21 protein-coding genes and 3 pseudogenes are annotated in these 25692 nt (G+C 71.4%); 16 read left to right on the top strand and 8 right to left on the bottom strand.

Going from position 1 to position 25692, the window contains the following annotated elements; all coding sequences use genetic code 11:
• Window positions 1-82: 82 nt before the first annotated feature.
• From DEW08_RS26190 to DEW08_RS26165, 6 genes and pseudogenes are all read left to right on the top strand, one after another.
• Window positions 83-1582: a sugar ABC transporter ATP-binding protein gene (locus tag DEW08_RS26190; RefSeq protein WP_109332861.1), complete on the top strand. Its 1500-nt coding sequence runs from the start codon at window positions 83-85 to the stop codon at window positions 1580-1582.
• A gap of 9 nt (window positions 1583-1591) precedes the next feature.
• The gene (locus DEW08_RS26185; protein ID WP_109332860.1) at window positions 1592-2569 is read left to right on the top strand and encodes an ABC transporter permease; all 978 of its coding nucleotides are present in this window, start codon (window positions 1592-1594) and stop codon (window positions 2567-2569) included.
• A 21-nt stretch (window positions 2570-2590) separates the two neighbouring features.
• The gene (locus tag DEW08_RS26180; RefSeq protein ID WP_109332858.1) at window positions 2591-3583 is read left to right on the top strand and encodes an ABC transporter permease; all 993 of its coding nucleotides are present in this window, start codon (window positions 2591-2593) and stop codon (window positions 3581-3583) included.
• Window positions 3584-3604: 21 nt separating this feature from the next.
• A pseudogene (locus DEW08_RS26175) lies at window positions 3605-4679 on the top strand (aldose 1-epimerase family protein).
• 15 nt (window positions 4680-4694) lie between these two features.
• Window positions 4695-5630: a ribokinase gene (gene rbsK, locus DEW08_RS26170; RefSeq protein ID WP_109332857.1), complete on the top strand. Its 936-nt coding sequence runs from the start codon at window positions 4695-4697 to the stop codon at window positions 5628-5630.
• A gap of 18 nt (window positions 5631-5648) precedes the next feature.
• On the top strand, window positions 5649-7280 hold the full coding sequence (locus DEW08_RS26165; protein ID WP_109332852.1) for an FGGY-family carbohydrate kinase: 1632 nt from the start codon (window positions 5649-5651) through the stop codon (window positions 7278-7280).
• 309 nt (window positions 7281-7589) lie between these two features.
• Here the strand turns inward: DEW08_RS26165 and DEW08_RS26160 are convergent, their stop codons facing one another.
• The gene (locus DEW08_RS26160; RefSeq protein ID WP_109332851.1) at window positions 7590-8060 is read right to left on the bottom strand and encodes a hypothetical protein; all 471 of its coding nucleotides are present in this window, start codon (window positions 8058-8060) and stop codon (window positions 7590-7592) included.
• A gap of 175 nt (window positions 8061-8235) precedes the next feature.
• Between DEW08_RS26160 and DEW08_RS26155 the strand changes: the two genes are divergently transcribed.
• Both DEW08_RS26155 and DEW08_RS26150 read left to right on the top strand, forming a co-directional pair.
• Window positions 8236-9450, top strand: a complete 1215-nt coding sequence (locus DEW08_RS26155; protein ID WP_109332850.1) for a sensor histidine kinase — start codon at window positions 8236-8238, stop codon at window positions 9448-9450.
• Window positions 9451-9578: 128 nt separating this feature from the next.
• Window positions 9579-10535, top strand: a complete 957-nt coding sequence (locus tag DEW08_RS26150) for a polysaccharide lyase family 20 protein (RefSeq protein WP_109333457.1) — start codon at window positions 9579-9581, stop codon at window positions 10533-10535.
• An 88-nt stretch (window positions 10536-10623) separates the two neighbouring features.
• Here the strand turns inward: DEW08_RS26150 and hydA are convergent, their stop codons facing one another.
• The 5 genes from hydA to DEW08_RS26125 all read right to left on the bottom strand — a co-directional run bounded on the left by hydA (window position 10624) and on the right by DEW08_RS26125 (window position 16712).
• A complete protein-coding gene (gene hydA, locus DEW08_RS26145) occupies window positions 10624-12072 on the bottom strand; it encodes a dihydropyrimidinase (RefSeq protein WP_109332849.1) in 1449 nt (482 codons plus the stop codon).
• 12 nt (window positions 12073-12084) lie between these two features.
• Entirely contained in the window at window positions 12085-12750 is a 666-nt protein-coding gene (locus DEW08_RS26140; protein ID WP_109332847.1) for a TetR/AcrR family transcriptional regulator, read from the bottom strand.
• 92 nt (window positions 12751-12842) lie between these two features.
• The gene (locus DEW08_RS26135) at window positions 12843-14096 is read right to left on the bottom strand and encodes a Zn-dependent hydrolase (RefSeq protein WP_109332846.1); all 1254 of its coding nucleotides are present in this window, start codon (window positions 14094-14096) and stop codon (window positions 12843-12845) included.
• A 35-nt stretch (window positions 14097-14131) separates the two neighbouring features.
• Entirely contained in the window at window positions 14132-15400 is a 1269-nt protein-coding gene (preA, locus tag DEW08_RS26130) for an NAD-dependent dihydropyrimidine dehydrogenase subunit PreA (RefSeq protein ID WP_109332845.1), read from the bottom strand.
• A gap of 19 nt (window positions 15401-15419) precedes the next feature.
• Window positions 15420-16712, bottom strand: coding sequence for an NAD(P)-dependent oxidoreductase (locus DEW08_RS26125; protein WP_109332844.1), 1293 nt, complete (start codon window positions 16710-16712; stop codon window positions 15420-15422).
• 454 nt (window positions 16713-17166) lie between these two features.
• Between DEW08_RS26125 and DEW08_RS26120 the strand changes: the two genes are divergently transcribed.
• The 7 genes from DEW08_RS26120 (at window position 17167) to DEW08_RS26090 (ending at window position 23044) form a co-directional block, all read left to right on the top strand.
• Window positions 17167-18225: an SIS domain-containing protein gene (locus DEW08_RS26120; protein ID WP_109332839.1), complete on the top strand. Its 1059-nt coding sequence runs from the start codon at window positions 17167-17169 to the stop codon at window positions 18223-18225.
• Window positions 18225-19385, top strand: a complete 1161-nt coding sequence (nagA, locus tag DEW08_RS26115) for an N-acetylglucosamine-6-phosphate deacetylase (protein ID WP_109332838.1) — start codon at window positions 18225-18227, stop codon at window positions 19383-19385. The genes DEW08_RS26120 and nagA overlap by 1 nt, the downstream gene beginning before the upstream one ends.
• Before the next feature lie 164 nt (window positions 19386-19549).
• Entirely contained in the window at window positions 19550-19771 is a 222-nt protein-coding gene (locus DEW08_RS26110; protein ID WP_146214768.1) for a hypothetical protein, read from the top strand.
• Window positions 19759-19968: a hypothetical protein gene (locus tag DEW08_RS26105; RefSeq protein ID WP_109332836.1), complete on the top strand. Its 210-nt coding sequence runs from the start codon at window positions 19759-19761 to the stop codon at window positions 19966-19968. The genes DEW08_RS26110 and DEW08_RS26105 overlap by 13 nt, the downstream gene beginning before the upstream one ends.
• Window positions 19969-20046: 78 nt before the next feature.
• Window positions 20047-20715, top strand: a complete 669-nt coding sequence (locus DEW08_RS26100) for a GntR family transcriptional regulator (RefSeq protein ID WP_109332835.1) — start codon at window positions 20047-20049, stop codon at window positions 20713-20715.
• A 150-nt stretch (window positions 20716-20865) separates the two neighbouring features.
• On the top strand, window positions 20866-22134 hold the full coding sequence (locus tag DEW08_RS26095) for an oligosaccharide flippase family protein (RefSeq protein ID WP_146214767.1): 1269 nt from the start codon (window positions 20866-20868) through the stop codon (window positions 22132-22134).
• A gap of 46 nt (window positions 22135-22180) precedes the next feature.
• Window positions 22181-23044 carry a glycosyltransferase family 2 protein gene (locus DEW08_RS26090; RefSeq protein ID WP_109332833.1) on the top strand — a complete coding sequence of 288 codons (864 nt, stop codon included), beginning with the start codon at window positions 22181-22183 and terminating at the stop codon, window positions 23042-23044.
• A 21-nt stretch (window positions 23045-23065) separates the two neighbouring features.
• Here DEW08_RS26090 and DEW08_RS26085 read toward each other — a convergent pair.
• Both DEW08_RS26085 and DEW08_RS26080 read right to left on the bottom strand, forming a co-directional pair.
• A pseudogene (locus DEW08_RS26085) lies at window positions 23066-23692 on the bottom strand (HAD family hydrolase); the annotation flags it as partial.
• 115 nt (window positions 23693-23807) lie between these two features.
• A pseudogene (locus DEW08_RS26080) lies at window positions 23808-24568 on the bottom strand (GntR family transcriptional regulator).
• A gap of 173 nt (window positions 24569-24741) precedes the next feature.
• Here DEW08_RS26080 and DEW08_RS26075 point away from each other — a divergent pair.
• Window positions 24742-25647: an N-acetylmuramic acid 6-phosphate etherase gene (locus DEW08_RS26075; protein WP_109332830.1), complete on the top strand. Its 906-nt coding sequence runs from the start codon at window positions 24742-24744 to the stop codon at window positions 25645-25647.
• The last annotated feature ends 45 nt before the right edge of the window (window positions 25648-25692 follow it).

Below are 25692 nucleotides of genomic sequence, written 5' to 3'. Positions count from 1 at the left end.
CCCCCATTCCTCTCCGCGGGGTGGGGCGCCGCCGACACCCGACCAACGGGTGCTCATGGAACGCGCAACCCCGCGGCCTGCCATGACCGAACCCTTCATCGAACTCCGCGACATCGGCAAGCGCTTTGCCGGGGTCCGCGCACTGGATGGCGTGTCGCTGGCCCTGATGCCGGGCGAGATCCACTGCTTGGCCGGCGAGAACGGCTCCGGCAAATCGACCATCATCAAGGTGCTGTCCGGCGTCCACCAGCCGGACGACGGCGAGATCCTCATCGACGGCAAGCCCGTCCGGGCGCTGAGCCCGATGGAGTCGATCCGCCACGGCGTCCAGGTCATCTACCAGGACTTCTCCCTGTTCGGGAACCTGACCGTCGCCGAGAACCTCGCGACCAACACGATCCTCCGGGAGCGCCGCCGGCTGGTCAACTGGACCAGCGTTCGCAAGCTGGCGCGCGATGCGCTGGACCGGCTGGGGGTCGACCTCGACCTCGACGCCGAGGTCGGCTCGCTGCCGACCGCCGGCAAGCAGATCGTCGCCATCGCCCGCGCGCTGATGTCCGACGCCCGCCTGCTGATCATGGACGAGCCGACCACGGCGCTCACCCGCAACGAGGTCGACGCCCTCTTCCGCATCGTCCGCGACATCCAGCGCCAGGGCATCGCCGTGCTGTTCGTCAGCCACAAGATGCGCGAGATGCTGGAGATCAGCGAGCGGATGACCGTCATCCGCAACGGGCGCAAGGTGGTGGAGGGGCCGACCGGCAACTTCGACGAATCCTCCCTGATCCGCGCCATGACCGGCCAGGACATCCGTGACGAGCGCTATGTCTGGACACCGGCGCCCGGGACCGCGGCGCCGCGCCTGGAGGTGCGGAACCTCAGCCTGCCGGGCTCCTTCGAGGATCTGACCCTGAGCCTTCTGCCGGGCGAGATCGTCGGGCTGTCGGGCCTGCTGGGCTCCGGCCGGACCGAGATGGCGCTGGCCCTCTTCGGGCTGAAGACCGGCTTCACCGGCGAGATCCGCATCGACGGCCGGCCCGTCCATCCCAAGACCGTGCAGGAGGCCATCGGCCTCGGCGTCGCCTATGTTCCGGAGGACCGGCTGACCGAGGGGCTGTTCCTCAACCAGTCGATCAACCGCAACATGCTGGCCAGCTCCTACGAGACGCATGCCCGCCTGTCGGTGATCGACCGGGACAAGGTGGCGGATCTGGCGACCGGCATGATCGGCGCCATGCACATCGCCACCCCGACCGGCGAGAAGCCGGTCGGCCAGCTCTCCGGCGGCAACCAGCAGCGCGTCGTCATCGCCCGCTGGCTGCTGACCGAGGCGCGCATCCTGATCCTGAACGGGCCGACCGTCGGCGTCGATGTCGGGTCCAAGGCGGAAATCCACCGCATCATCCGCGGGCTGGCCCGCGACAAGGGGCTGAGCGTGCTGATGATCTCCGACGACGTGCCCGAACTGGTCCAGAACTGCAACCGCATCATCGTGATGCACCGCGGCCGCTTCGTCGAGGAGCTGGAGGCCGCCGCGACGACCGAAGAGCAGGTCGCCGACCTGCTCAAGACCCTGCGGTAGGAGGACGCCATGGCGATCCTTCAGCGATCCGAGGCGGTCATCGCCATCATCCTGCTGACGGCGATGGTGGTGATCGGCCTGATCAATCCGGCCTTCTGGCAACTCGACAACCTGTTCAACCTGATCAAGAGCAACGTCGTCATCGGCATCATGGCGCTGGGCGTCCTGCTGGTGCTGCTGTCCGGCGGCATCGACGTCTCCTTCCCGGCCTTCGCCGCCGCCGCCCTGTACCTGACGGTCAAGGCGATGCTGGCGCTGGGCTACGAGGGGGTGGCGGCCCCGTTCCTGATGGCGACGCTGATCGGCCTCCTCCTCGGCGCGGTCAACGCCTTCTTCGTGCACCAGTTCAAGATGATCCCGCTGATCGTCACGCTGGGCACCGGGGCGATGGTCCGCGGCTTCCTGCTGGGGGTGGTCGGCACCAGCATGATCAACATCAATATGATGCCGCCGGCGCTCATCGAGTTCGCCAGGGTGGACCTGATCACCATCGCCCAGCCGGACGGCACCCGCTTCGGCCTGACCGCCATGGTGCTGGTCTATGCCGGCGTCGCCCTGCTGATCCACCTGATGCTGCGCTACACCGTCATCGGCCGCAGCATCTATGCGGTGGGCGGCGACGCGGAGGCGGCGAGCCGCGTCGGCTTCAACATCCGCACCACCATGCTGGTGGTCTACTGCACGGCCGGCGCGCTGGCCGGCTTCGCCGGGCTGCTCCACAGCTCGATGATCTGGCTCGCCAACCCGCGCGACTTCGTCGGGCTGGAGCTGGACGTCATCGCCGCGGTGGTGCTGGGCGGGGCCAGCATCTTCGGCGGGCGGGGCAGCGTGCTCGGCACCATGCTCGGCGTCTTCATGCTGGTGATGGTGAAGAACAGCCTGATCATCATGAAGGTGGACACCACCTGGCAGCGCGTCGTCGTCGGCGTGATCGTCATCCTTGCCACCGCGGCCACCGTGTGGCGCGACCGCAAGCGCAGCACCTGACGGGCAGGGGAGGCCGGACCGATGAAACTCGCACACGACACCCGCAGGCTGGTCAACCGGGACAACAACATCCTGCAGCTCATCGCGATCACGGTGCTGATCTTCATTGCGATGAGCGCGCTGAACCCCGAGAAGTTCCTGCGCTTCTACAATTTCGAATCCATCACCTACATGTTCCCCGAGCTGGGGCTGCTGTCGATCGCCATGATGATCGCCATGCTGACCGGCGGGATCGACCTGTCGGTGGTGGGCATCGCCAACCTGTCGGGCATCCTGGCCGGCACCTTCTTCCATGCCGTGCTCACCCGCCAGCAGATGACGGCCGATCCGGCCCTGCCGCAGGTGCTGATCGGCATCGCCATCGCGCTCGGCACCGGGATCACGGCCGGGGCGCTGAACGGCCTGCTGATCGCCCGCATGAGGATCACCCCGATCCTGGCGACCATGGGCACCGGGCAGCTCTTCACCGGGCTGGCGCTGGTCATCACCGGCGGCCCGGCCATCGCCGGCTTCCCGGCCAACTGGGCCTTCATCGGCAACGGGTCGCTGTTCGGGCTGGCGGTGCCCTTCCTGATCTTCCTGGCCGTGGCGGTCCTGATCGCCTTCGTGCTGTCGCGCACGGTGTTCGGCGTCAACCTGATGCTGATCGGCACCAACCCGAAGGCGGCGCTGTTCGCCGGCCTGCGCACCAGCCGCATGGTCTTCTTCTCCTACGTCACGACCGGGGTGCTGGCGAGCCTTGCCGGCATCATCCTGTCCGGCCGGACCAACGCGGCCAAGGCGGACTACGGCAACTCCTACCTGCTGCAGGCGGTCCTGATCGCCGTGCTGGGCGGCACCAACCCGGCGGGCGGGCGGGGGACGGTGCTGGGCGTCAGCATCGCGGTCCTGGCCCTGATGCTGCTGTCCAGCGGCTTCCAGATGATGCGCTTCAGCATCCACCTGATCGACTTCATCTGGGGCGCCTTCCTGCTTCTGGTGATCGCGATCAACACCTACCTGCACCGCAAGTGACCCAAGGACCCGGAGGCAACGATGGCACGGGTGACCCTGCACAAGAGATTCTTCGCCGAGGCCGAGCGCGAGCTGCTGGGCCATGGCGGGCTGACCGCCAGCCTGTTCCGCTATGAGAGCGGCATCGAGGCGGTGCGGCTCGCCAACGCCCGCGGGCATCTGGTGATCCTGCCCTACATGGGCCAGATGGTCTGGGACGCCGTCTTCGACGGGGTCGACCTGACCATGGCCAACATGTTCTCCATGCCGCGCCCGGCCGACGTGATCGTCGGGACCTACGGCTGCTTCGCCTTCCACAGCGGCCTGCTGGCGAACGGCTGCCCGTCGCCCGAGGACAGCCACCCCCTGCACGGCGAGATGCCCTGCGCCCCGATGGACGGTGCGGCGATCGAGGCCGGGGAGGACGGGCAGGGCCCTTTCCTGCGGCTGACCGGCCACCGGGAGTATGTCATGGGCTTCGGCGCCCATTACGTCGCCCGCCCGTCCGTCACGCTGCGGGCGGGGAGAGCCAGTTCGACATCGCCATGGCGGTGGAGAACCTGGCGGGCGATCCCATGGACCTGATGTACATGTGCCACGTCAACTTCGCCTTCGCCGAGGGCGCCCGCATCGTCCAGCCGGCGCCCTACACGCCGCAGGCGACGGTGGTCCGCACCGCGGTGCCCGGCCATGTCCGCCCGACGCCCGACTACCTCGCCCTGCTCGACGAGCTGGCCCGCGACCCGGCCGTCATGGAGGTGCTGGACGAGCCGGCCCGCTACAACCCCGAACAGGTCTTCTACGTCCGCGGCCTGAAGGCCGGCCCGGACGGGCTGACCCGGGTGATGATGCGGCGGCGCGAGGGGACGGCTTCGCCATCGCCTACGACCCCGCGGTCTTCCCGCACACCGTCCGCTGGGTGCTGTGCAACGCCGACCAGAAGGTCGCCGCCTTCGCCCTGCCGTCGACCTGCGAGCCGGAAGGCTATCTGGCCGAGAAGCGCAAGGGCCATGTCCGCAGCCTGCCGCCGGGCGGCCGGGCCGACTTCGCCGTCCGCCTCGGCTACCTGACCGCCGCGGAGGCGGAGCGCACCGCCCAGGCCATCGCCTCCTACTGACCCGGAGTACCCGCTATGTCCAAGCCCATCGCCGTCGTCGGCAGCAACATGGTGGACCTGATCACCTACGTCACCCGCATGCCCGACCGCGGCGAGACGGTCGAGGCGCCGCGCTTCGAGATGGGCTGCGGCGGCAAGGGAGCCAACCAGGCGGTCGCGGCGGCCAAGCTGGGGGCCGAGGTGCTGATGGTGACGAAGGTGGGGGACGACCCCTTCGCCGACACCACCATCGCCAACCTCGCCAAACACGGCATCGACACCCGGCATGTCGAGCGGGTGCCGGGGACCTCCAGCGGCGTCGCCCCGATCTTCGTGGAGCCGTCGGGCGAGAACAGCATCCTGATCATCAAGGGTGCCAACGCCATGCTGAGCCCGGCCGACGTGGACCGGGCCGCGGCCGACCTGAAGCGCTGCGGCCTGATCACCATGCAGCTCGAAGTGCCGCTGGAGACGGTCTACCACACCATCGCCTTCGGCGCCGCCAACGGCATCGAGACGCTGCTGAACCCGGCCCCGGCCTGTGCCGACCTCGACATCGAGCGGATCCGGACCCTGAGCTTCCTCGTCCCCAACGAGACGGAGCTGGCCATCCTGTCCGGCATGCCGGTCGACGGCGAGGAGGCGGTGGTCGCCGCCGCCCGGTCGCTGGTCGCCAAGGGCATCCGCACGGTCATCGTCACCATGGGCGGGCGCGGCGCGCTGCTGGTGACCGCCGACCGGTGCAGCCGCATCGCCCCGGTCAAGGTGACGCCGGTCGACACCACCGGGGCGGGGGACGCCTTCATCGGCAGCTTCTCCCGCTACTACTCCCTGACCGGCGACCTGACGGCCGCCCTGGACAAGGCCGTCCGCTACGCCGCCGATTCGATCACCCGGCCGGGCACCCAGAAGTCCTACGCCACGGCGGCGGAGTTCGAGGCCTTCTGCCGCAAGGTCGACGGCGCGGCGTGACCCGGGGAGGGACCGACCATGGCTGACCTCGTCCTCGGCATCGACGTCGGCACCGGCAGCGCGCGGGCCGGGCTGTTCGACCTGAGCGGACGGCGCATCGCCAGCGCCAGCCGCGGGATCCGGATGTGGCACCCGGAGCCCGACTTCGCCGAGCAGTCGTCCGACGACATCTGGCAGGCGGTGGTCGCGGCGGCGCGGCAGGCGCTGGCGGCGGCCGGCCCGGCGGACCGGGTGGCCGGCATCGGCTTCGACGCCACCTGCTCGCTGGTCGTGCTGGACGCGGCCGGCCGGCCGGTGTCGGTCAGCCCGACCGGCGACGACGCGCAGAACGTCATCGTCTGGATGGACCACCGGGCCATCGCCCAGGCCGACCGGATCAACGCGCTGGGCCATGAGGTCCTGCGCTATGTCGGCGGCCGGATCTCGCCGGAGATGCAGACGCCCAAGCTGCTGTGGCTGAAGGAACGGCTGCCGCAGGCCTGGAGCCGGGCGGCGCATGTCTTCGACCTGCCCGACTTCCTGACCTGGCGGGCGACCGGGGCCGCCTCGCGCTCGCTGTGTTCGACCGTCTGCAAATGGACCTACCTCGGCCACGAGGGGCGGTGGGACGAGGGCTACTTCCGCTCGATCGGGCTGGGCGACCTCGCCGACGAGGGCTTCGCCCGCATTGGCACCGAGGTGCTGCCGATCGCCCGCCCGGTGGGGCGGGGGCTGTCGGCGGCGGCCGCGGCGGAGCTGGGCCTGCCGCCGGGGACGCCGGTCGGCACCTCGCTGATCGACGCCCACGCCGGCGGGGTGGGGGTGATCGGCGCGGCGGTGCCCGGCTGCACGTCCGACTTCGGGCGCCGGCTGGCGCTGATCGGCGGAACGTCGAGCTGCCACATGGCGGTGTCGCAGGAGCCGCGCTTCGTCCCCGGCGTCTGGGGCCCCTACTTCTCGGCCATGGTGCCGGGGCTGTGGCTGAACGAGGGCGGCCAGTCGGCGACCGGCGCCCTGATCGACCACGTGATCGCCAGCCATGCCCGCGGCGCCGAGGCGGCGGCCGAGGCGGCGCGCGGAGGACGCACGGTGTACGAGCTGCTGAACGGCCGGCTCGACGCCCTGGCCGCGGCGGCCGGCGGACCGGTGCCGGCGGCGCTGACGCGGGAGCTGCACGTGATGCCGGACTTCCACGGCAACCGCTCCCCCCGCGCCGACGCCACGCTGCGCGGCATGATCTCCGGCCTGCGGCTGTCGGACGAGCTGGACGAGCTGGCCCTGCTGTACCTCGCCACCATCCAGGCGGTCGCCTACGGCACGCGCCACATCGTGGAGGCGCTGAACGCCCGGGGATACGGCATCGACACCATCCTGGTCTGCGGCGGCGGCACCAAGAATCCGGTGTTCCTGCGGGAACATGCCGACGCCACCGGCTGCCGCTTCGTCCTGCCGGAGGAGCCGGAGGCCGTGCTGCTCGGCTCCGCCATCCTGGGGGCGGTGGCCGGCGGGGCCTTCCCCACGGTGACCGAAGCGATGGCCGCCATGACGCGGGCCGGCCGCAGCATCGAGCCGGCGGCGGGCGCCGCGGCCTTCCACCGCGCGAAATACGCGGTGTTCCACCGCATGTACGAGGACCAGATGGCCTACCGGGCGCTGATGTCCGGCGTGTGAGCGGAGGAGCCGGCGGGACGGGTGCGCCCGGCCGGACCCCCCGGCGGTCTGAGCCGGCGGTGGCGGTGCGGCGTTGGGCGCGTCGGGCGGTGACACTTTGCTGCACAACGGGTGACATCGCCGCTTCGTCCTTGCCGGACAAGGGTTTGGCGGCAGGCGGCGCGGCCGGCCGTTGTGCAGGGGATGCACAATCGGGCCGCCCCGTGCCGTCGCCCGATGTGCCATTGCCCGATGTGCCATTGCCCGATGTGCCGTTTCGCGGGCCGCCGTCCTCCGGGGGAAGCGTCCAGGAGGGGGCGACCAGGGCGTTCAGCGCCCGCAGCCGGGCGCGCGCCTCGCGCACCAGCGAACAATATTCCCAATAGACGCGCAGGCGGAAGCCGCGGTGCTCCTGCCACGCCCCCAGATGGTGGTGCGGTGCAGGCCGAGGCGGGCGCCGGCCTCGGTCGGGGAATAGCCGGCGGCGATCAGCCGGGCGACCGCCGCCCAGGTGGAGTCGGGAATCGGCGAGCGGGGAACCAGCCGGGTGCCGTTGTTTGCGGACTGGGGGCCGTCCTCGGGATCGGGCTCGGCGGGCAGGTCGGCCAGCGCGTCCGGCCCGGAGCGCGGCGCCCGGCCCGGCCGGCCGAAGCGGGTCACCGAACTGTCGAGGCAGCGCGGGTCGCAGCGCTCCCAGGCGTCGGCGAGCAGGAGGCCGGCGAATCCCAGCGCCGCCAGCCCCTGCGTGCGGTCGCGCGGGATGCAGGATTTGCCCCTGCGGAAGCCGAGAGCGACGGTCATGGCGGCGGCTCCCTCTGCTGGCGGTGGCGGAGGGAGTATGCGCCAGGACTTCATACCTAGCAATGGACGGAGAAAACGGGCGCGGGGCGAGGCCGGGCAGGGATCGGCGCTGCGCTTGGCGAAAAAGGCCGGTCATCCCTGTTGAGGCCCATGCGATGAGACGGGGGACCGTACCATGATAGAGCCGGGTCAGCAGAAGCAGCAGCGCAACACGGGACACGCACAGCAGGAGGCGCAGGACAGGATCGAGCTGCTGGAGCGGCAGGGCGGGCCGTTCGTCGCCGCCGTCGAGGCGACGCGCATGCCGATGGTGGTCACCGACCCGACCCTCGCCAACAATCCCATCATCTACGCCAACGCCGCCTTCCTGGAGATGTGCGGCTATGAGCGGGACGAGGTGCTGGGGCAGAACTACCATTTTCTCGGCGGCGAGAACACCGACCCCGAGGTCGCCGACGCGATCGACACCGCGCTCGGCGCCCGGCGGAGCATCAACATCGAGGTGCAGTTCTACACCAAGTCCGGCACCGCCATCTGGGTGGCGCAGCAGGTCAGCCCGGTCAAGGACGACCAGGGGCGGATCGTCCAGCACTTCTCCTCCTTCATCGACATCACGCACCGCAAGCTGACCGAGGAGCGGCTGCGGCGCCTGACCGAGGAGCTGGAGCGCCGGGTGAGGACCCGGACGAAGCGGCTTGAGCAGGCGAACGAGCAGTTGAAGGAGGAGGTGGAGCGGCGGGCCGCGCTGGAGGGCGTGCTGCGCGCCGCGCTGGAGGACAAGCAGGAGCTGGTCCGGCAGAAGGTGTTCATGATCAAGGAGGTCAACCACCGGATCAAGAACACGCTGCAGGCGGCGCAATCGCTGCTGCTGGTCCAGGCCAGCGGGGAGAGCAGCGCCACGGTGAAGGACGCGCTGCAGAGCGCCGGCCGGCGGCTGGCCCGGCTGGCCGAGGTCCATGAGCTGCTCTACCGGACGGAGGGGTTCCAGACGATCGACGTCGCCCGGTATCTGGACGTGCTGTGCCGGGGCCTGCTGACGTCCTTCAGCGCCGATCCGGACCAGGTCTCGCTGTCGCTGGAAGCGGACGAGATCCTCTGGGGGCCGGATCTGGTGCTGCCGCTGGCCCTGATCGTCAACGAGGCGGTGAGCAACGCCCTGAAATACGCCTTTCCGCAGGGGCGCCGCGGGCATATCGCCGTCGAGCTGCACAGCGCCCCGCAGACGCTGTACCGCCTGACGATCCGCGACGACGGGGTGGGGCTTCCCGATGACCGCGGCTCCAACTCCCTGGGCCTGAAGCTGATCGACATCTTCGCCGAGCAGTTGAGAGGCAGCGCGGTCCTCCGGAACGACAACGGGGCGGTGGTGACCGTCACTTTTCCGGCCTGACCGGGGGGGGTGGTCGCCCGGCCGCCCCCGGATGCCCGTCTTGCCTTCGTCCGCTGCCTTCGGCCATCATGAGGACGATCGTGCAATGAGGTGACTGCCGATTGGCCAAGGCCCTTCTCCTGGCGGCAATGGCGGGCCTGGTCCTCGCCCTCGCCCTCGTCCCGGCGTCGGCATCGGCGCAGGCGGGCGATGCCGCCGCGCAGGTTCTCCGCGACGGATTCGACGCCCCGGGCTTCGCGGAGGCAGGGGGGCTCTATTACAGGGAGAACGACGAGCAGGCCGCGGGCACCGTCGAGTTCCAGAGCGAGGTCAGGCGCAGCGGGGCCGGCGCATTGAAGCTCACCGTCCGCTCCCTCTGCCCCGCCGGCCACCCGACCTGCAGCGAGCGGGCGGAGATCTGGGAGAAGACGCCGCTGCGCGTCCCCTATGACACCCCGGTCTGGTACGGCTTCGCGGTCAGGTTCGCGGACCCGATCCCGACGGACGACCACCGCTACCTGATCGCCCAGTGGAAGCGGGAGATCGGACCGGGCGCGCAGGGCGATTTCAGCCCGTATCTGGGGTTCCGCTTCAGCGGCGGCCGGCTCTATGTCACCGTGGAGACCAATCATCATCCGGGACTGCCGGTCTCGCCGCGGAGCGGGTCCTGTCCGGTCGGGGCGGTCCCCGTGTGGCTGCGGCCGGAAACGAACCAGATGCGTGCCCTGGTGGTCCGGCCGAAGGACTGGGCATCCGCCGACGCCGAACGGTTCACGGGCTGCACCGACAAGATCACGGTCATCGACCGCGGGAACGAGCTGCCGGATGTCGCCGGGGGCTGGATCCATTTCGCCGTGCTGTCCAAGCCGGGGCCGGACGGGACCGGCCATATCGAGATCTTCGCCAACGGCAGATGGATCGTCACGGTGAAGGGCATGATCGGCCACGCCGATGCCGGCCTCGGCGGGAACCAGTACTTCAAGTTCGGACCCTACCGTGACGGCGCGCCCGATGTCTGGACGCTGTATTACGACGACTTCGTCCGGTCGCCGACGTGCGAGGACGTTCTCGGCCGGGCCGGGCAGTGCCGGATGATCGGCGACTGAAAGGCGGAATCGACGGACGTCCGGCCGGAACGGCCGCGGCGCTCCGGGACCCCGGCGAACCGCGCCGGGGTCCCGGCGGGACCGCTCCTCACTCCGCCGCGCGGATCACCGGCTGGGGGGCCAGCGCCGCGTTGCGTCGGGTGACGGCCTGGTAGACGGTGGGGAAGGCGGGGCGGTCGATGTAGCGGCCGGCGCCGCGGACGGCGCGGCTCCCGTCCGGCGCGTGGACGATGCGGCCCTGGCTGAGCGTGTAGGCGGGCAGGCCGGTCACCGCCATGCCCTCGAAGATGTTCAGCCCGACCTTCTGCATCTGCGTCCGGGCCGAGATGGTCTTGCCCGCCGCCGGATCCCACACCACCAGATCGGCGTCCGCCCCGACGGAAACCGAGCCCTTGCGCGGGTAGAGGTTGAAGATCTTCGCGGCGTTGGCCGAGGTGACCGCGACGAACTCGTTCATCGTCAGGCGGCCGCTGTTGACGCCGTGCGTCCACAGCGCCGTCATGCGGTCCTCGATCCCGGCGGTGCCGTTGGGGATCTTGGTGAAGTCGGTGCGGCCCATCGCCTTCTGCTCGGCGCAGAAGCAGCAGTGGTCGGTGGCGGTGGTGTGCAGGTGGCCGGACTGCAGGCCGCGCCACAGCGCCTCCTGATGCTCCTTGGGGCGGAAGGGCGGGCTCATGACATGGGCGGCGGCGAAGTCCCAGTCGGGGTTGCGGTAGACACCGTCATCCACCAGCAGATGGCCGGCCAGCACCTCGCCGAAGACGCGGTGGCCGTCCATCCGGCCGCGGATGATCGAGTCCAGCGCCTCCCGCGCCGAGACATGGACGATGTAGACCGGCACGCCCAGCACCTTCGCCACCTGGATGGCGCGGTTGGCGGCCTCGCCCTCGACCTCCGGCGGGCGGGAGAGGGGGTGCGCCTCCGGACCGGTCAGGCCCTGGGCCAGCAGCTTCTGCTGCAGGCGGAAGACCAGCTCGCCGTTCTCGGCATGGACGGTGGGGATGGCGCCCAGCTCCAGGCAGCGCTGGAAGCTGTTCACCAGCACCTCGTCGTCGGCCATGATGGCGTTCTTGTAGGCCATGAAGTGCTTGAAGCTGTTCACCCCGTGCTCGCGCACCAGCGTGCCCATGTCCTCGCGCACGCTGTCGTCCCACCAGGTGACGGCGACGTGGAAGGAATAGTCGCCGGCCGCCTTCTCCGCCCAGCCGCGCCAGGTGCGGTAGGCCTCCATCAGGCTCTGTTTCGGGTTCGGAATGACGAAGTCGATGATCATCGTGGTGCCGCCGGCGAAGCCCGCCGCGGTGCCGCTGAAGAAGTCCTCGGTCGTCACCGTGCCCATGAAGGGCAGTTCCATGTGGGTGTGCGGGTCGATGCCGCCGGGCATGACGTAGCAGCCGCCGGCCTCCACCACCTCCGCCCCCGCCGGGACGTCGAGCGACGGGGCGACCGCCTTGATGATTCCGTCTTCGCAATAGACGTCGGCGCGCTTGGTTTCTTCCGCCGTGACAACGGTTCCGCCACGAATGACGACAGCCATGGGCTTCCTCCCTCAGGGGTGCGGTGGGGGTTCGGGCAGGCCGGCGGCGCGCAGGACCATGCGCACCACCTCGCGGGTGATGCGGTCGAAGTCGGAGCGCGTCAGCTTCTTCCGGCCGAGAAGGGCGGCGACCTGGACGTTGAAGTCGGCGTAATGCTGGGTGACCGCCCAGATCATGAAGAGGAACTGCCGGGCATCGAGCGGCGCCATGCGCCCGGCGGCGATCCAGCCGTCGATCACCGCCGCCTTGGCGTCGACCAGCCGGCGCAGGTCCTTCGCCAGGAACTCCTGCACCTGGGCGGCGCCGTGCAGGATCTCGTTGGCGAAGACCTTGGAGGCGGCGGGCCGGCTGCGCGACGCCTCCATCTTGGCGGCGACATAGGCGGTGAGCGCCGCGGCCGGGTCGGCGTCGGGCCGCAGGCTGTCGATCGGCGCCAGCCACAGCCGCAGGATGTTGTCGAGGACCGCGCGGTAGAGGTCCTCCTTGGTGCCGAAATAATAGTGCAGGTTGGCCTTGGGCAGCCCGGCCCGCTCGGCGATGTCGGCCATGGTGGCGCCGGCGCGGCCGGCCTCGGCGAAGACCAGCTCGGCGGCCTTCAGGATGCGCTCGCGGTTCTCGCGGCGGATGCGGCCCTGGGGGGCGGTGTCCTGAAGATCGGTGTTTTCCGTCGTCGCCATGGTCGGTCCATCGTTGCCGGTGATCTCCGGAGGGGGGAGCGGCAGAGTATCATGTCCGCCCCGCATCTCCCGGCCCGCCGGTCCCGCGCGGGTCAGCCCCTGGCCGGGGCGTTGGCGCGCTCCAGCACGGCGTGCAGCAGCACCTCGCAGCCGGCGGTCGCCCATTCGGGCGTCGTCTCCTCGATCTCGTTGTGGCTGATGCCGTCGATGCAGGGGATGAAGACCATGCCGGTCGGCGCCACGCGGGCGAGGTAGCAGGCGTCGTGCCCGGCGCCCGAGACGATGTCGCGCGAGGAACAGCCGGTGCGCTCCACCCCCTGGCGGACGGCGGCGACGCAGGCGGCGTCGAACTTCACCGGGGCGTAGTACCAGATCTGCCGGAAGTCGGTCTCCAGCCCGATGGCCGCCGCCGTCTCCGCCACGGCGGCGCGCAGTTCGGCGTCCATGGCGGCGAGGATGGCGTCGTCGGGATGGCGGAAGTCGACGGTGAAGAAGACGCGGCCGGGGATGACGTTGCGCGAGTTGGGGTGGATCTGCATCAGCCCGACCGTGGCGCAGGCCGCCGGGCCGTAGGTCAGGCCGATGCGGTTGACCGCCTCCACCACCCGCGCCGCGCCGAGCAGGGCGTCCCTGCGGCGGGTCATCGGGGTGGGGCCGGCGTGGGCCTCCTGCCCGGTGAAGGTGATCTCGTACCAGCGCTGGCCCTGGGCGTCGGTGACGACGCCGATGGTCTTGCCCTCGGCCTCCAGGATCGGACCCTGCTCGATGTGCGCCTCGAAATAGGCGCCGACCGGACGGCCGCCGACCGGGGCGTCGCCGGCATAGCCGATGCGCGCCAGCTCCTCGCCCATCGTCCGGCCGTCGAGGTCGGCGCGCGACAGCCCGTAGTCCAGGTCGAAGACCCCGGCGAAGACGCCGGAGGCCACCATGGCCGGGGCGAAGCGCGAGCCCTCCTCGTTGGTCCAGACCGCGACCTCCACCGGCGCCTCGGTCACGTAGCCCATGTCGTTGAGGCTGCGGACGACCTCCAGCCCGGCCAGCACGCCGTAGACGCCGTCATATTTGCCGCCGGTCGGCTGGCTGTCGAGGTGGCTGCCCATGATGACGGGGGGCAGGCTGTCGTCGCGGCCGGGGCGGCGGGCGAAGATGTTGCCGATGCGGTCGACGGTGACGGTGCAGCCGGCCTCCTCGCACCAGCGCACGAACAGGTCGCGGCCCTGGCGGTCGAGGTCGGTGAGGGCGAGGCGGCAGACGCCGCCCTTCTCGGTAGCGCCGATCTTCGCCATGTCCATCAGGCTCTGCCACAGGCGGGAGCCGTTGACGGCGAGGTTGTGCGGATGGGTCATCGGTGCTGTCTCCAAGGTCCCGGAAAGGGGGAGGATCAGGCGGTGCGCAGCGGGTTGCGCGGGTCCTGCGGCCAGGTGACGTAGGGCAGGCCGGTGTCCTCCGGCCGCATGGTGATGCAGTCGGGAACCGGGCAGACGTGGGAGCAGAGGTTGCAGCCCACGCACTCCGCGTCGATCACGGTGAAGAGGCGGCGGCCCTCGCCGGGGTCGATGCGGATCGCCTGGTGCGAGGTGTCCTCGCAGACGACGTGGCAGCGGCCGCAGTCGATGCACAGCGCCGGGTCGATCACCGCCTTGGCCGAGAAGTTCATGTTGAGGTCGTTCCAGTTCACCACGTTGCGCACGGCGCGGCCGGTGAGCTGGTCGAGCGAGCGGTAGCCCTTGTCGTCCATCCAGTTGGACAGGCCGCCGGCCAGATCCTCGACGATCTTGAAGCCGTAGGTCATGGCGGCGGTGCAGACCTGGACGCCCGACGCGCCCAGCGCCAGGAACTCCGCCGCGTCGCGCCAGGTGGTGACGCCGCCGATGCCGGAGATCGGCAGACCGGCGGTCGCCGGGTTGCGGGCGATCTCCGCCACCATGTTGAGGGCGATCGGCTTCACCGCCGGGCCGCAATAGCCCCCGTGGCTGCCCTTGCCGTCCACCACGGGGGTGGGGGCCATGGCGTCGAGGTCGACCGCGACGATGGAGTTGACGGTGTTGATCAGCGACACCGCGTCGGCGCCGCCGCGCTTGGCGGCCTCCGCCGACCACAGGATGTTGGTGATGTTGGGGGTCAGCTTCACGATCACCGGCAGGCGGGTGGCCGCCTTCACCCAGCGGGTGACCTGCTCCACCATCTCCGGCACCTGTCCGATGGCGGAGCCCATGCCGCGCTCGCACATGCCGTGCGGGCAGCCGAGGTTGAGCTCCAGCCCGTCGCAGCCCGTCGCCTCGATCCGGCGGGCGAGGCCGGCCCAGGCCTCCTCCTCGATGCGCGCCATCAGCGAGACGACCATGGCGCGGTCGGGGAAGGCCTTCTTGACCTCGGCGATCTCGCGCAGGTTGACCTCCAGCGGGCGGTCGGAGATCAGCTCGATGTTGTTGATGCCGTAGAGGCGCCGCTCGGTGTCGTGGTGGGCGCCGTAGCGGGAGGAGACGTTGACCACCGGCGGGTCCTCGCCCAGCGTCTTCCACACCACGCCGCCCCAGCCGGCCCGGAAGGCGCGCAGCACGTTGTAGGCCTTGTCGGTTGGCGGGGCGGAGGCCAGCCAGAAGGGGTTGGGCGAGCGGATGCCGGCGATGGTGCAGGTCAGATCGGCCATGGGTTCGGCCCCCCTTCGGTCAGGCGGTCAGGAAGGAATGGATGGACAGGGCGGCCAGCTTGCCGTCCTGCACGGACTGGACGGTCAGATCCTCGCCGCTGGCGATGCAGTCGCCGCCGGCGAAGACCTTGGGCAGCGCGGTGCGGAAGCCCCCGTCCACCACGATCTTGCCGCCGGCGAGGGTGAGCCCGTCGAGCGCATCGGCGCGCAGGGTCTGGCCGACCGCCTTCAGCACCATGTCGGCCGGCTGCAGGAAGGTGAGGCCGGTGCCGGCCAGCCGGCCGTCGGAAAGCGCCGTATGCTCGAAGGTCACGCCGTCGGGGCCGATGCCTGTGGGCATGGCGAAGGTCTTCAGCACGACGCCGTTGGTCTGGGCGAGCTCCTGCTCCCAGGCGGTGGCGCCCATCTGGGCCCGGCCGCGGCGGTAGACCAGCGTCACCTCCTCCGCGCCCAGCCGCTTCGCCTGGATGGCGGCGTCCACCGCGGTGTTGCCGCCGCCGATCACCACGACGCGGCGGCCGACCGCCGGCGGGGCGGCGGGATCGGCCTGCCGCACCCGCTCGATGAAGGCCACGGCGTCCTCGACGCCCGGCCGGTCCTCGCCGGGGATGTTCAGGCGGTTGCTGCCGCCGAGCCCGATGCCGAGGAACACCGCGTCGTATTCGCGGCGCAGCATCTCCAGCGACAGGTCGGCGCCGAGCCGGCGGCCATGCTCCACCGTGATGCCGCCGATGCCGAGGATGAAGGCGACCTCGCGCTGGGCGAAGCCGTCGGCCATCTTGTAGGGGGCGAGGCCGTATTCGTTGAGGCCGCCGGACTTCGCCCTCGCCTCGAACACCGTCACCGCGTGGCCCAGCATGGCGAGCCGGTGGGCGCAGGACAGGCCGGCCGGGCCGGCGCCGACCACGGCGACGCGCCGGCCGGTGGCGGGGGCGCGGGTGAAGGGGTGGGCGGTGGCGGTCGCCATCAGGCCGTCGGTGGCGTGGCGCTGCAGCCGGCCGATGGCGACCGGCCGCTCCTCCGCCGTGTTGCGGACGCAGGCCTGCTCGCACAGCGTCTCGGTCGGGCAGACGCGGCCGCAGGTGCCGCCCATGATGTTCTCCGCCAGGATGGTGGTGGCGGCGCCGCGCAGGTTGCCGGTGGCGATGGAGCGGATGAAGGCGGGGATGTCGATGCCGGTGGGGCAGGCGCGCACGCAGGCGGCGTCGTAGCAGTAGAGGCAGCGGTTCGCCTCCGCCATCGCCTGGACCTTGGTGAGCGGCGGGATGAGGTCGCCGTAGGGGGAAGCCGGGCTGTCAGCGGTCAGGGTCATGTGCGGTCGGTCCCTTCTGTCGCGAGGCGGCACGGCCGGACATCAGCAACCCGCGTGCCAAGCCGCGCCAAGCCGGCGCCCGGCCCGGAAAAGCTAACTGTCCGGTCAGGTTCTGACGATTCGGACAGGGAGAGGGGAGCCGGCTTTGCCCGCATCGGCGACAGAAGCCTGCCCGTTTTCGCGCCGCCGGACCCCGGCGGGGGGAGGCGGCGCGGGAATGGCTGGGACGGCGGATTGTTTTTCAAAGACTTGGGCGGATCGGGGGCTGCCTGGAAATTCGGCAGGGCGGATCGATGGTCACGGAATGGGCACCGGCAGATGGTGTTGAAGTGGTATTATTGGAGATCGGTGGCAGGCATGATCATTCTCGCGTGGCCACCCCAATGAAGGCTGGCCTGCCGGGGCATAAGGTCTTATATTGGTATTCTCCTTCGTCCCAGCCGCGAGAGGCGCCATGACCGAAGCCCGAGCTCCAGAAGCGCAAGCTCCCAAGACTCCCCTGATGGCGCAGGAGGCGGCCGAGGCGCCGGCCGTGGTGGCGCGGCAGATGGACCGCTGCGGCCCGGCCTTCGCGGAGATCGGCGACCGGCTGCGCCGGCAGCCGCCGCGCTTCGTGGTGACCTGCGCGCGGGGCAGCTCCGACCACGCCTCGCTCTACGGCAAATACCTGATCGAGACGCGGCTGGGCCGCGCGGTGGCCTCCATCGGGCCGTCGGTGGCCTCGGTCTATTCCGGCCATCTCGACCTGCAGGGGGCGCTGTTCGTCGCGGTCTCGCAGTCGGGCCGCAGCCCCGACCTGCTGAAGCTGGTCGAGGCGGCCAAGGCCGGCGGCGCGGTGGTTCTGGGATTCGTGAACGCCGAGGACTCGCCGCTGGCGGCCTTGTGCGACCATTGCCTGCCGCTGTGCGCCGGGCCGGAGCGCAGCGTGGCGGCGACCAAGTCCTGCATCGCCTCGCTGGCGGCCTATCTGCAGCTCGTCGCGCACTGGCAGCAGGACCCGGCCCTGACGGCGACGCTGGCCGCCCTGCCGGAGACGCTGGAGGCGGCGAAGGGCTGCGACTGGCGGCCGGCGCTGCTGCCGCTGGCGGCGGCGCAGTCGCTCTATGTGCTGGGGCGCGGCATCGGCTTCGGCGCGGCGGCCGAGATGGCGCTGAAGTTCAAGGAGACCTGCCGGCTGCATGCCGAGGCCTTCAGCGCCGCCGAGGTGGTGCACGGGCCGCTGGCGCTGGTCGGGCCGGGCTTCCCGGTGCTGGCGCTGACCCAGGCGGACGCGGCGGAACCGCACACCCGCGCCGTGCTGGAGCGGATGGTCGGGCTGGGCGCCGCGGTGGCCGCGACCGAGGACGGGCTGGCCGGGGCGGTCCGGCTGCCGGTGCCGGCCGGGCTGGCGGCGGAGGCGGCGCCGCTGGCCCATCTGCAGAGCTTCTACGGGGCGGTGTACGAGCTGGCGCTTGCCCGCGGGCTCGACCCCGATACGCCGCCCAACCTGCGCAAGGTGACGGAGACGGTATGATGCGCCAGCTTCTGACCGGTGCCCGGATCTTCACGGGCGAGACCATCCTGGACGGCCATGCCCTGCTGATCGGCGAGGGCCGCATCCTCGACATCCTGGCCCCCGGACGGGCCGCCCCGGCGGCGGAGACCGTGCGGCTGGAGGACGGCGACCTGATCGCGCCGGGCTTCATCGACATCCAGGTGAACGGCGGCGGCGGCGTGCTGTTCAACGGGACGCCGACGGCCGAGGGCGCGCTCGCCATCGCGGCGGCGCACCGGCGCTTCGGCACCACGGCGGTGCTGCCGACCGTCATCACGGATACGCCGGAGTGCCTGCAGTCCGCCGCCGAGGCGGCGGTCGCCGCGGTGGCGACGCCGGGCGGCGGCGTGCTGGGCATCCATTTCGAAGGCCCCTTCATCGCCCTGGAGCGGGCGGGGGCGCACGACCGCCGCTTCGTCCGCCGGCCGGACGAGGCGGACCTCGCCTTCCTCGGCGCCCTGCCGGCGCGGATGCCGGGCGGCCGGGTGCTGCTGACTCTGGCGCCGGAATGCGTGGAGGACGAGGCGATCTGCCGGCTGATCGCCGCCGGCCTGATCCTGTCGGTCGGCCACACCATGGCGAGCGCCGAGCGGGTGGTGGAGGCGCTCGATCTCGGCATGCGCGGCGTGACCCACCTGTTCAACGCCATGCCCGGCATCGTCAACCGCCAGCCCGGCCCGGCCGGGGCGGCGATGGCCGACGGGCGGCCCTGGTGCGGGCTGATCGTCGACGGGCACCATGTGCATCCGCTGATGCTGCGCGCCGCGGTGGCGGCCCGGCCGCGCGGCAGGATGATGCTGGTGACCGACGCCATGCCGCCGACCGGCACCGACGCCGACAGCTTCCTGCTGAACGGCCGGACGATCTACCGGCGCGACGGCAAGCTGGTGCTGGCCGACGGCACGCTGGCCGGCGCCGACCTGGACATGGCGGCGGCGGTGCGCAACGTCCCGGCCCTGCTGGGGCTGCCGCTGGAGGAGGGGCTGCGCATGGCCTCGCTCTACCCGGCGCAGTTCCTCGGGCTGGAGGGCGAGCGCGGCCGGGTGGCGCCGGGCTGGCGGGCCGACCTGACGCTGCTGGGCCGCGACCTGACCGTCCGCGGCACCTGGGTGGAGGGCGGCTGGCGGGCGGCGGGGTGAGGGAGCCGGACGGGGCAGGCTCCGCCGCAATAAATAGTTTTTCCCCGAAACAGTTGGACAGCGCCGCGGCGGGCGCGCAAGGTGGGACGTTGTCAGCATGACTGATCGCCGGCACGACGGAGGAGCCCATGGCCTGCCGTGTGCAAGGGCCCCGGTCCGACCTTGTGACGTGGAGCACCGACAAGCGGTTCTGGCTCGGCTGTCCCCCGGAGTTCGACAGCGTCGATGCCGCGGTGATCTTCGTGATGGAGCGCGCCCCGGCCCGCGACCTGGACCGCATCGAGATCCATACGGACGGCGGGGAGCTGTACACCATCCTTGCCATCGCCCGCCGATACCGGGAGCTGGCCGCCCCCGGGGACCGGGGGGCGCGATGGAGATCCTGAAATTCGCCAGCCGGCAGGAGGCCGAGGACCATCTGAGGGCCGCCGGCTACCAGTTCCTCGGCGCGCCCAGCCGCTGGTCGAGAACCCAGGGCCTGCGGACCTGGTACGCCGACGTCCAGCTCCGCGAGCGGGGGGCCGTCATCCTGTTCACCGGGGCCAAGAGCGCTGCCGGACTCCGCGAGACGGGCGTGCCCTGAGCGCCAGGGGGGAGCGCCAGGAGGGAGCGCATAATGCGGTGGCGCGGCGGGCGGCTTTTCCGCTAAGCAAAGCGGACGATGAAAGAGACGCTGAAACACCGCACCCTGTCGGCCGCGATCGTCGATCAGGTCCGGCAGGCCATCCTGGACGGCACGCATCCGGCCGGGAGCCAGCTTCGGCAGGATGCGCTGGCGGAGATGTACGGCACCAGCCGCATCCCCGTGCGCGAGGCGCTGTTCCAGCTCGAGGCGGAAGGGCTGGTGCGCATCGTGCCGCACAAGGGCGCCATCGTCTCCGACCTGTCGGCCGACGAGATCAACGACGTGTTCGAGCTGCGCGCCATCCTGGAGCCGCGCATGCTCGCCGGCTCGGCCCCCGCCCTGGACGAGGCGGATTACGGCCGGCTGGCCGGCATCCAGCAGCGCTTCGAGGCGGCCATCGCCGGCGGCGACGTGGCGAGCTGGGGCGCGCTGAACGCCGAGTTCCATCTGGCGCTCTATGCCAGGGCGCGCCAGCCGCGCACGCTGGCGATCGTCACCTCGCTGCTGCAGACCAGCGACCGCTATACCCGCCTGCAACTGACGACCACCACCGCCCTGGGGCAGGCCGAGCGGGAGCATGCCGAGCTGATCGCGCTGTGCCGCCGCGGCGCGGTGGAGGAGGCCTGCCGCTTCCTGCGCGACCACATCGTATCGGTGCGCACCGACCTGCTGGCCGTGCTGGGGCTGACCGGCAAGGCCGCCTGAGCCCCGTCCCCCCGAGCCCCGTCCCACGGATCCGGAGCGTCAGGCGGTTGCCCCGGTTTTACCCCGCGGACAGGACGCGAATTTGTGGTATGGAGGGGCCGTCGGCACGCGGCATCCGGGCGGTGCCGGGCAGATGTTCGAGCATCGGGAGTGCGTGAAGCGGTCATGAGCGTCGGCGCCAAGGTCATGCGGCAGTTGCCGGCGCTGTTCGGCGCGCAGATGATGCAGTATCTCGTCACGCTGCTGACGATCCCGCTGCTGGCGCGGACGCTGGGGCCGGAGGGATGGGGGCGGACCGCCCTGCTGATGACCTTCGCCCAGCTCGCCCTGATCCCGCTGGAGTACGGGTTCCACGTCTCCGCCACGCGGACGGCGGCCCGCCGGCAGGCCTGCGCCGCCGATCTGGCCGGGCTGTTCGGCTCCGTCACCGCGGCCAAGCTGCTGGTCGCCCTGCTGCTGGCGCTGCCGCTCTACGGCGTGGGGCTGGCGATCCCGCATGGCGGCGACGACCCGTGGCTGCCGGCGCTCGCCCTGCTCGCCGCGGTCGCCCAGGCGCAGGACCCGATGTGGTTCTTCCTGGGGACCGAGCAGCCCAACCGCATCGCCGCGGCGACCATCCTGTCGCGGCTGGCGACGCTGGCGGTCCTCGTCCTGTTCCTGCGCGGGCCGGAGGACGCCTGGATCTATTTCGCGGCGCAGGCGGCGAGCTGGAGCGGCCTGCTGGCCTACGGCATCCTGCTGGTGCGGCGGCAGACCGGCTTCGGGCCGCGCCATCTCCGCGCGCCGGGGACGCCGCTGCGCGACGGCTGGCGCTTCTTCCAGCTCTTCCTCGGCAGCAACGTCTTCGACGCCCTGCTGCCGATCGTGCTGGGGGCGGTGAGCACGCCGCAGTCGGTCGGCGTCTTCGTCGCCGCCGACAAGCTGGCGCGGGCGGCGAGCGGGCTGATCGGGCCGCTGCGCACGGCGCTGTTCCCCAGCGTGACGGCGCTGATGGCCGAATCCCGCGAGGCGGCGGCCCGGCTGTGGCGCTGGGCGATGCTGCGCGCCGGCGGGCTGGCGGCGCTCGCCGGGCTGGTCATGCTGCTGGGGGCCGAGCCGATCATGCGGGCGGTGCTGGGTGCCGCGGCCGGCGAGGGGAGTGCGGCGGCCGACATGCTGCGGCTGCTGAGCCCGCTGCCGCTTCTGCTGACGGTGAACATCACGCTGGGGGTGCAGTGGATGATCCCCTCCGGGCTGGAGGGGTGGCTGCGCAACCTCTATCTGGCGAGCGGCTGCCTGCGGCTCGCCCTGTGCGCGGCGCTCGGCTGGCAGATCGACGCCCTGGCGGGGGCCGTGGCGAACCTCTGCGGCGAGCTGATGGTCCTCGGCGCCTGCCTTGTGTTCCTGCGCCGGAGGCGGCTGTGCCCGTGGTCCGCCTGATGCCGCGCGACGTCAACCCGCCATCCGCCCTGAAAGGGATGCCCCGATGACCGCCCATTTCGGCTTCCGGCCCGGCAAGCGCCCGCCGCCGGCAGAAGGCCTGCCGCTCTACAGCCTGATCACCATCGTGCGCAACGCGGCCGGCACGCTGGAGCGCACCTTGCGCAGCGTCGAGCGGCAGAGCTATCCGGCGATCGAGTACATCGTGGTCGACGCCGGATCGACGGACGGGACGGTGGAGCTGCTGGCCGCCCACGAGCATCTGATCACCCGCTGGTGCTCCGAGCCGGACGGCGGCCATGCCGACGGCGCCAACAAGGGCGTGCAGGCGGCGACCGGGCGCTTCATCGGCTTCGTCTATGCCGACGACTGGCTGCCGGACGATTTCGTCGAGACGTCGGTGGCGGCGCTGACCAGGGACGGCGGCGGCGGGACGCCCGACTTCGTCTTCGGCGACCTCAACCTGTACAAGGACGGGGTCTATGCCTTCACGCTGCGCGGCGATCCCGACTACCGGCGCAAGATGTCCTACCGGGTGCCGATGCTGAACTTCCCCACCGTCTCGGCCGGCCGCCACGTCTATGAGAGGGCCGGGCTCTACGACACCGGCTACAAGGTGGTGCCGGACAGCGACTGGCTGGTGCGGGTCAACAAGGCGGGGCTGATCGGGGCGCATGATCCGGCGGTCGGCTACAATTTCAGCTTCGGCGGCCATTCGACGAAGAACATCGGCCGGGTCTATGTCGAGACGGCGCAGTCGATCGTCCGGCATGGCGGCGATCCGGTGAAGACCTGGGCGCATGCCCTGGTCCGGATCGCCTTCCACACGCTGGACGGCATGCTGCGCGAGCGGGTGTCGCTGCGCACCTACACCCGCATCCGCAGCATCCGCAAGGCGATCACCGGCTGACGGGGACGCGCGGCCGGGACGTCAGCGCAGGGCGCGCGGGGTGATCTCCAGCCCGTCGCCGCGGACGTCGAGCGCGATGGCGGTGAGGTCGGCGACGCACAGGTCGCAGGGCAGCTCGGCCGCCGGCATGGTGGTGGTCAGGCCGATGACCCTGGCCCCGGCGGCGAGCCCGGCGCGGATGCCGGCGGGCGCATCCTCGAACACCAGCGTGTCGCGCGGGTCGAAGCCGAGGCCGGTGGCGGCGGCGCGGTAGCCCTCGGGATCGGGCTTGCCGCGGCTGACGTTGTCGGCGCCGATCAGCAGCTCGGGCAGCGGCAGGCCGGCCTGGGCGATGCGCAGCCGCGCCATCTCGTGCGGGGCGGAGGTGACGACGGCCCAGCGCCCGGGCGGCAGCGCCCGCATCAGCTCCAGCGCGCCGGGGATGGCGTAGACGCCTTCGGAGTCGTTGATGTAGTCCTGCTCCAGCAGCCGCACCTCCTCCTCGACGTCGAGGTGGGGCGGGGCGAAGCGACGGACCGTCTCGATGGAGCGGACGCCGTGGCAGACCGCGATGATGGCGTCCGGATCCAGGTCGTGGCGGGCGGCCCAGGCGCGCCAGGCGCGCTCCACGGGGCCCTTCGTGTCGATCAGGGTGCCGTCCATGTCGAACAGGATGGCCTGGACGCGGAACGGGGTATCGAAGGCAGGCTGCATGCTCGCTCTCGCAAGGGGAATTCTGCTGATTTTTGAAGCGGCCGGGCGGTCCGGCCCCCAGGGGATACGCTCAAACCAGGGAGAGTTCCACGACGAAGTCGTAGGCATCCCCCGGTAATGTGAACGCACGAATTCCAGCGGCGTTCCGTCCTCCAGGAAGGTGCGCCGCTCGATGTAGAGCGCCGGGGCGCCGTCGGGAACCTGGAGAAGGGCGGCCTGGTCGGCCGGCAGGCGGATCGCCGACAGGCGCTGCAGGGCGCGGAAGGGCGGGAAGCCGCGGCTGCGCAGCGTCTCGTAGAGGGAGCCCTGCACCACCGACGGATCGGGCAGGAAGCGGGTGGGCAGCGCGCTCAGCTCGATGGCGAGCGGCGTCTCGTCGGCCAGCCGCAGCCGGTGCAGCCGCGCCACCTCCGCCCCCGGCCGCAGGCCAAGCGCCATCGCCTCCTCCGGCGTCGCGACGGCGACCGAGCGGTTGAGCCAGGACGAGCCGGGCGTGAAACCGCGGGCGCCGATGTCCTCGGTGAAGCTGGTCAGCGCCGACAGCCGCTGCTCGACGTGCGGGCTGCGGTTGACGAAGGTGCCGGCGCCCTGGCGCTGGCGCAGCAGCCCCTCGGCGATCAGCTCGCGCAGGGCCTTGCGGACGGTGACGCGGGAGACGCCGAAGGCCTCCGCCAGCTCGCGCTCGCCGGGCAGGGCGTCCTGGTCGGCCAGCCGCCCCGTCACGATGAGGTCGCGCAGATGCCGGGCGAGCTGCAGGTAGAGCGGCAGCGGCAGGCTGTCGGACAGGGCGCCGGGATCGAAGGGGGCCGCGGCGGCGGCGGCGGTCGGCATGAGGGCGACTCCGCGACGGGGGAACCGGAGGAATGATACCACTAACAGGCCAGCGGGCAACAGAGGGGCCGGTGCGTCCACATAGCAGTTGCGCAGGTTCCGGAATTTGGTATTCTGCACGAACAGTCCAATCTAATACCACTCACCGGTGGTCAAGCGAGACGGGGTCGGGCATGGCTGGCAGCACGGAGGATGCAGCGCGTCGCTTCCGCGGACTGGACGGCTGGCCCGCGACCGACCTGCTGACGGCGCTGTGGGAGGGACAGACCCGCGCGCTCGCCGCCTGCCTGCCGGCGCTGCCCGCCCTGGCGGCGGCGGTCGAGGCGGCGGCGGACCGGCTGTCGCGGCGGACGGGGCGGCTGGTCTATGTCGGCGCCGGGTCGTCCGGCATGGTGGCGGCGCTGGACGGGCTGGACCTCGGCCCGACCTTCGACTGGCCGGCGGAGCGGCTGGTGCTGCTGATCGCCGGCGGGCTCGACCTGTCGCGCGGGCTGGCCGGCGCGGCGGAGGACGACGAGGGGGCCGGACGCGCCGACCTGGAGACGGCCGGCGCCGGACCCGACGACGTGGTGGTCGGCGTCTCGGCCAGCGGCAACAGCGCCTATACGGTGGGGGCGGTGCGGGCGGCCCGGCAGCGCGGCGCGCTGACGCTGGGCGTGGCGAGCAGCGCCGGATCCCCGCTGGTCGCGGCGGCGGAGCATCCCATCCTGGTGCCGACCGGGCCGGAGGTGATCGCCGGCTCCACCCGGCTGGGCGCGGGGACGGCGCAGAAGGTGGTGCTGAACCTCTTCTCCACCGGGGTGATGACCGCGCTCGGCAGCGTCTACGACAATCTGATGATCAACGTCCGGCCGGAGAACGCCAAGCTGCGCCGCCGCTGCGCCGCCATGGTGGCGCGCATCGCCGGGGTGGACGGGGAGACCGCCGCCGCCGCGCTGGAACGCCACGGCGACGTGCGCCGCGCCGTGCTGGGGCTGGCCGGCGTCGCCGGGACGGAGATCGACCGGCTGCTGGACGAGGCCGGCGGCAACCTGCGCCGGGCGCTGGAGCGCGCCGGGCAGGGGACGGGCAAGGGCTGAACTGACTGAACCTGAGAGACGGCCGGGTCGCCGATCCGGCCGATA

The sequence above is a fragment of the Azospirillum thermophilum genome, assembly GCF_003130795.1.
In the GTDB taxonomy this organism is placed as follows: Bacteria; Pseudomonadota; Alphaproteobacteria; order Azospirillales; family Azospirillaceae; genus Azospirillum; species Azospirillum thermophilum.
Note: the sequence above shows the minus strand (reverse complement) of the source record. Positions and strands in the feature narration are given on the sequence as shown.

Excerpts from the sequence above, each read along its gene's own strand:
- DEW08_RS26190 (WP_109332861.1), top strand. The coding sequence starts at position 83 with ATGACCGAACCCTTCATCGAACTCCGCGACATCGGCAAGCGCTTTGCC.
- DEW08_RS26185 (WP_109332860.1), top strand. The coding sequence starts at position 1,592 with ATGGCGATCCTTCAGCGATCCGAGGCGGTCATCGCCATCATCCTGCTG.
- DEW08_RS26180 (WP_109332858.1), top strand. The coding sequence starts at position 2,591 with ATGAAACTCGCACACGACACCCGCAGGCTGGTCAACCGGGACAACAAC.
- rbsK (WP_109332857.1), top strand. The coding sequence starts at position 4,695 with ATGTCCAAGCCCATCGCCGTCGTCGGCAGCAACATGGTGGACCTGATC.
- DEW08_RS26165 (WP_109332852.1), top strand. The coding sequence starts at position 5,649 with ATGGCTGACCTCGTCCTCGGCATCGACGTCGGCACCGGCAGCGCGCGG.
- DEW08_RS26160 (WP_109332851.1), bottom strand. The coding sequence starts at position 8,060 with ATGACCGTCGCTCTCGGCTTCCGCAGGGGCAAATCCTGCATCCCGCGC.
- DEW08_RS26155 (WP_109332850.1), top strand. The coding sequence starts at position 8,236 with ATGATAGAGCCGGGTCAGCAGAAGCAGCAGCGCAACACGGGACACGCA.
- DEW08_RS26150 (WP_109333457.1), top strand. The coding sequence starts at position 9,579 with ATGGCGGGCCTGGTCCTCGCCCTCGCCCTCGTCCCGGCGTCGGCATCG.
- hydA (WP_109332849.1), bottom strand. The coding sequence starts at position 12,072 with ATGGCTGTCGTCATTCGTGGCGGAACCGTTGTCACGGCGGAAGAAACC.
- DEW08_RS26140 (WP_109332847.1), bottom strand. The coding sequence starts at position 12,750 with ATGGCGACGACGGAAAACACCGATCTTCAGGACACCGCCCCCCAGGGC.
- DEW08_RS26135 (WP_109332846.1), bottom strand. The coding sequence starts at position 14,096 with ATGACCCATCCGCACAACCTCGCCGTCAACGGCTCCCGCCTGTGGCAG.
- preA (WP_109332845.1), bottom strand. The coding sequence starts at position 15,400 with ATGGCCGATCTGACCTGCACCATCGCCGGCATCCGCTCGCCCAACCCC.
- DEW08_RS26125 (WP_109332844.1), bottom strand. The coding sequence starts at position 16,712 with ATGACCCTGACCGCTGACAGCCCGGCTTCCCCCTACGGCGACCTCATC.
- DEW08_RS26120 (WP_109332839.1), top strand. The coding sequence starts at position 17,167 with ATGACCGAAGCCCGAGCTCCAGAAGCGCAAGCTCCCAAGACTCCCCTG.
- nagA (WP_109332838.1), top strand. The coding sequence starts at position 18,225 with ATGCGCCAGCTTCTGACCGGTGCCCGGATCTTCACGGGCGAGACCATC.
- DEW08_RS26105 (WP_109332836.1), top strand. The coding sequence starts at position 19,759 with ATGGAGATCCTGAAATTCGCCAGCCGGCAGGAGGCCGAGGACCATCTG.
- DEW08_RS26100 (WP_109332835.1), top strand. The coding sequence starts at position 20,047 with ATGAAAGAGACGCTGAAACACCGCACCCTGTCGGCCGCGATCGTCGAT.
- DEW08_RS26090 (WP_109332833.1), top strand. The coding sequence starts at position 22,181 with ATGACCGCCCATTTCGGCTTCCGGCCCGGCAAGCGCCCGCCGCCGGCA.
- DEW08_RS26075 (WP_109332830.1), top strand. The coding sequence starts at position 24,742 with ATGGCTGGCAGCACGGAGGATGCAGCGCGTCGCTTCCGCGGACTGGAC.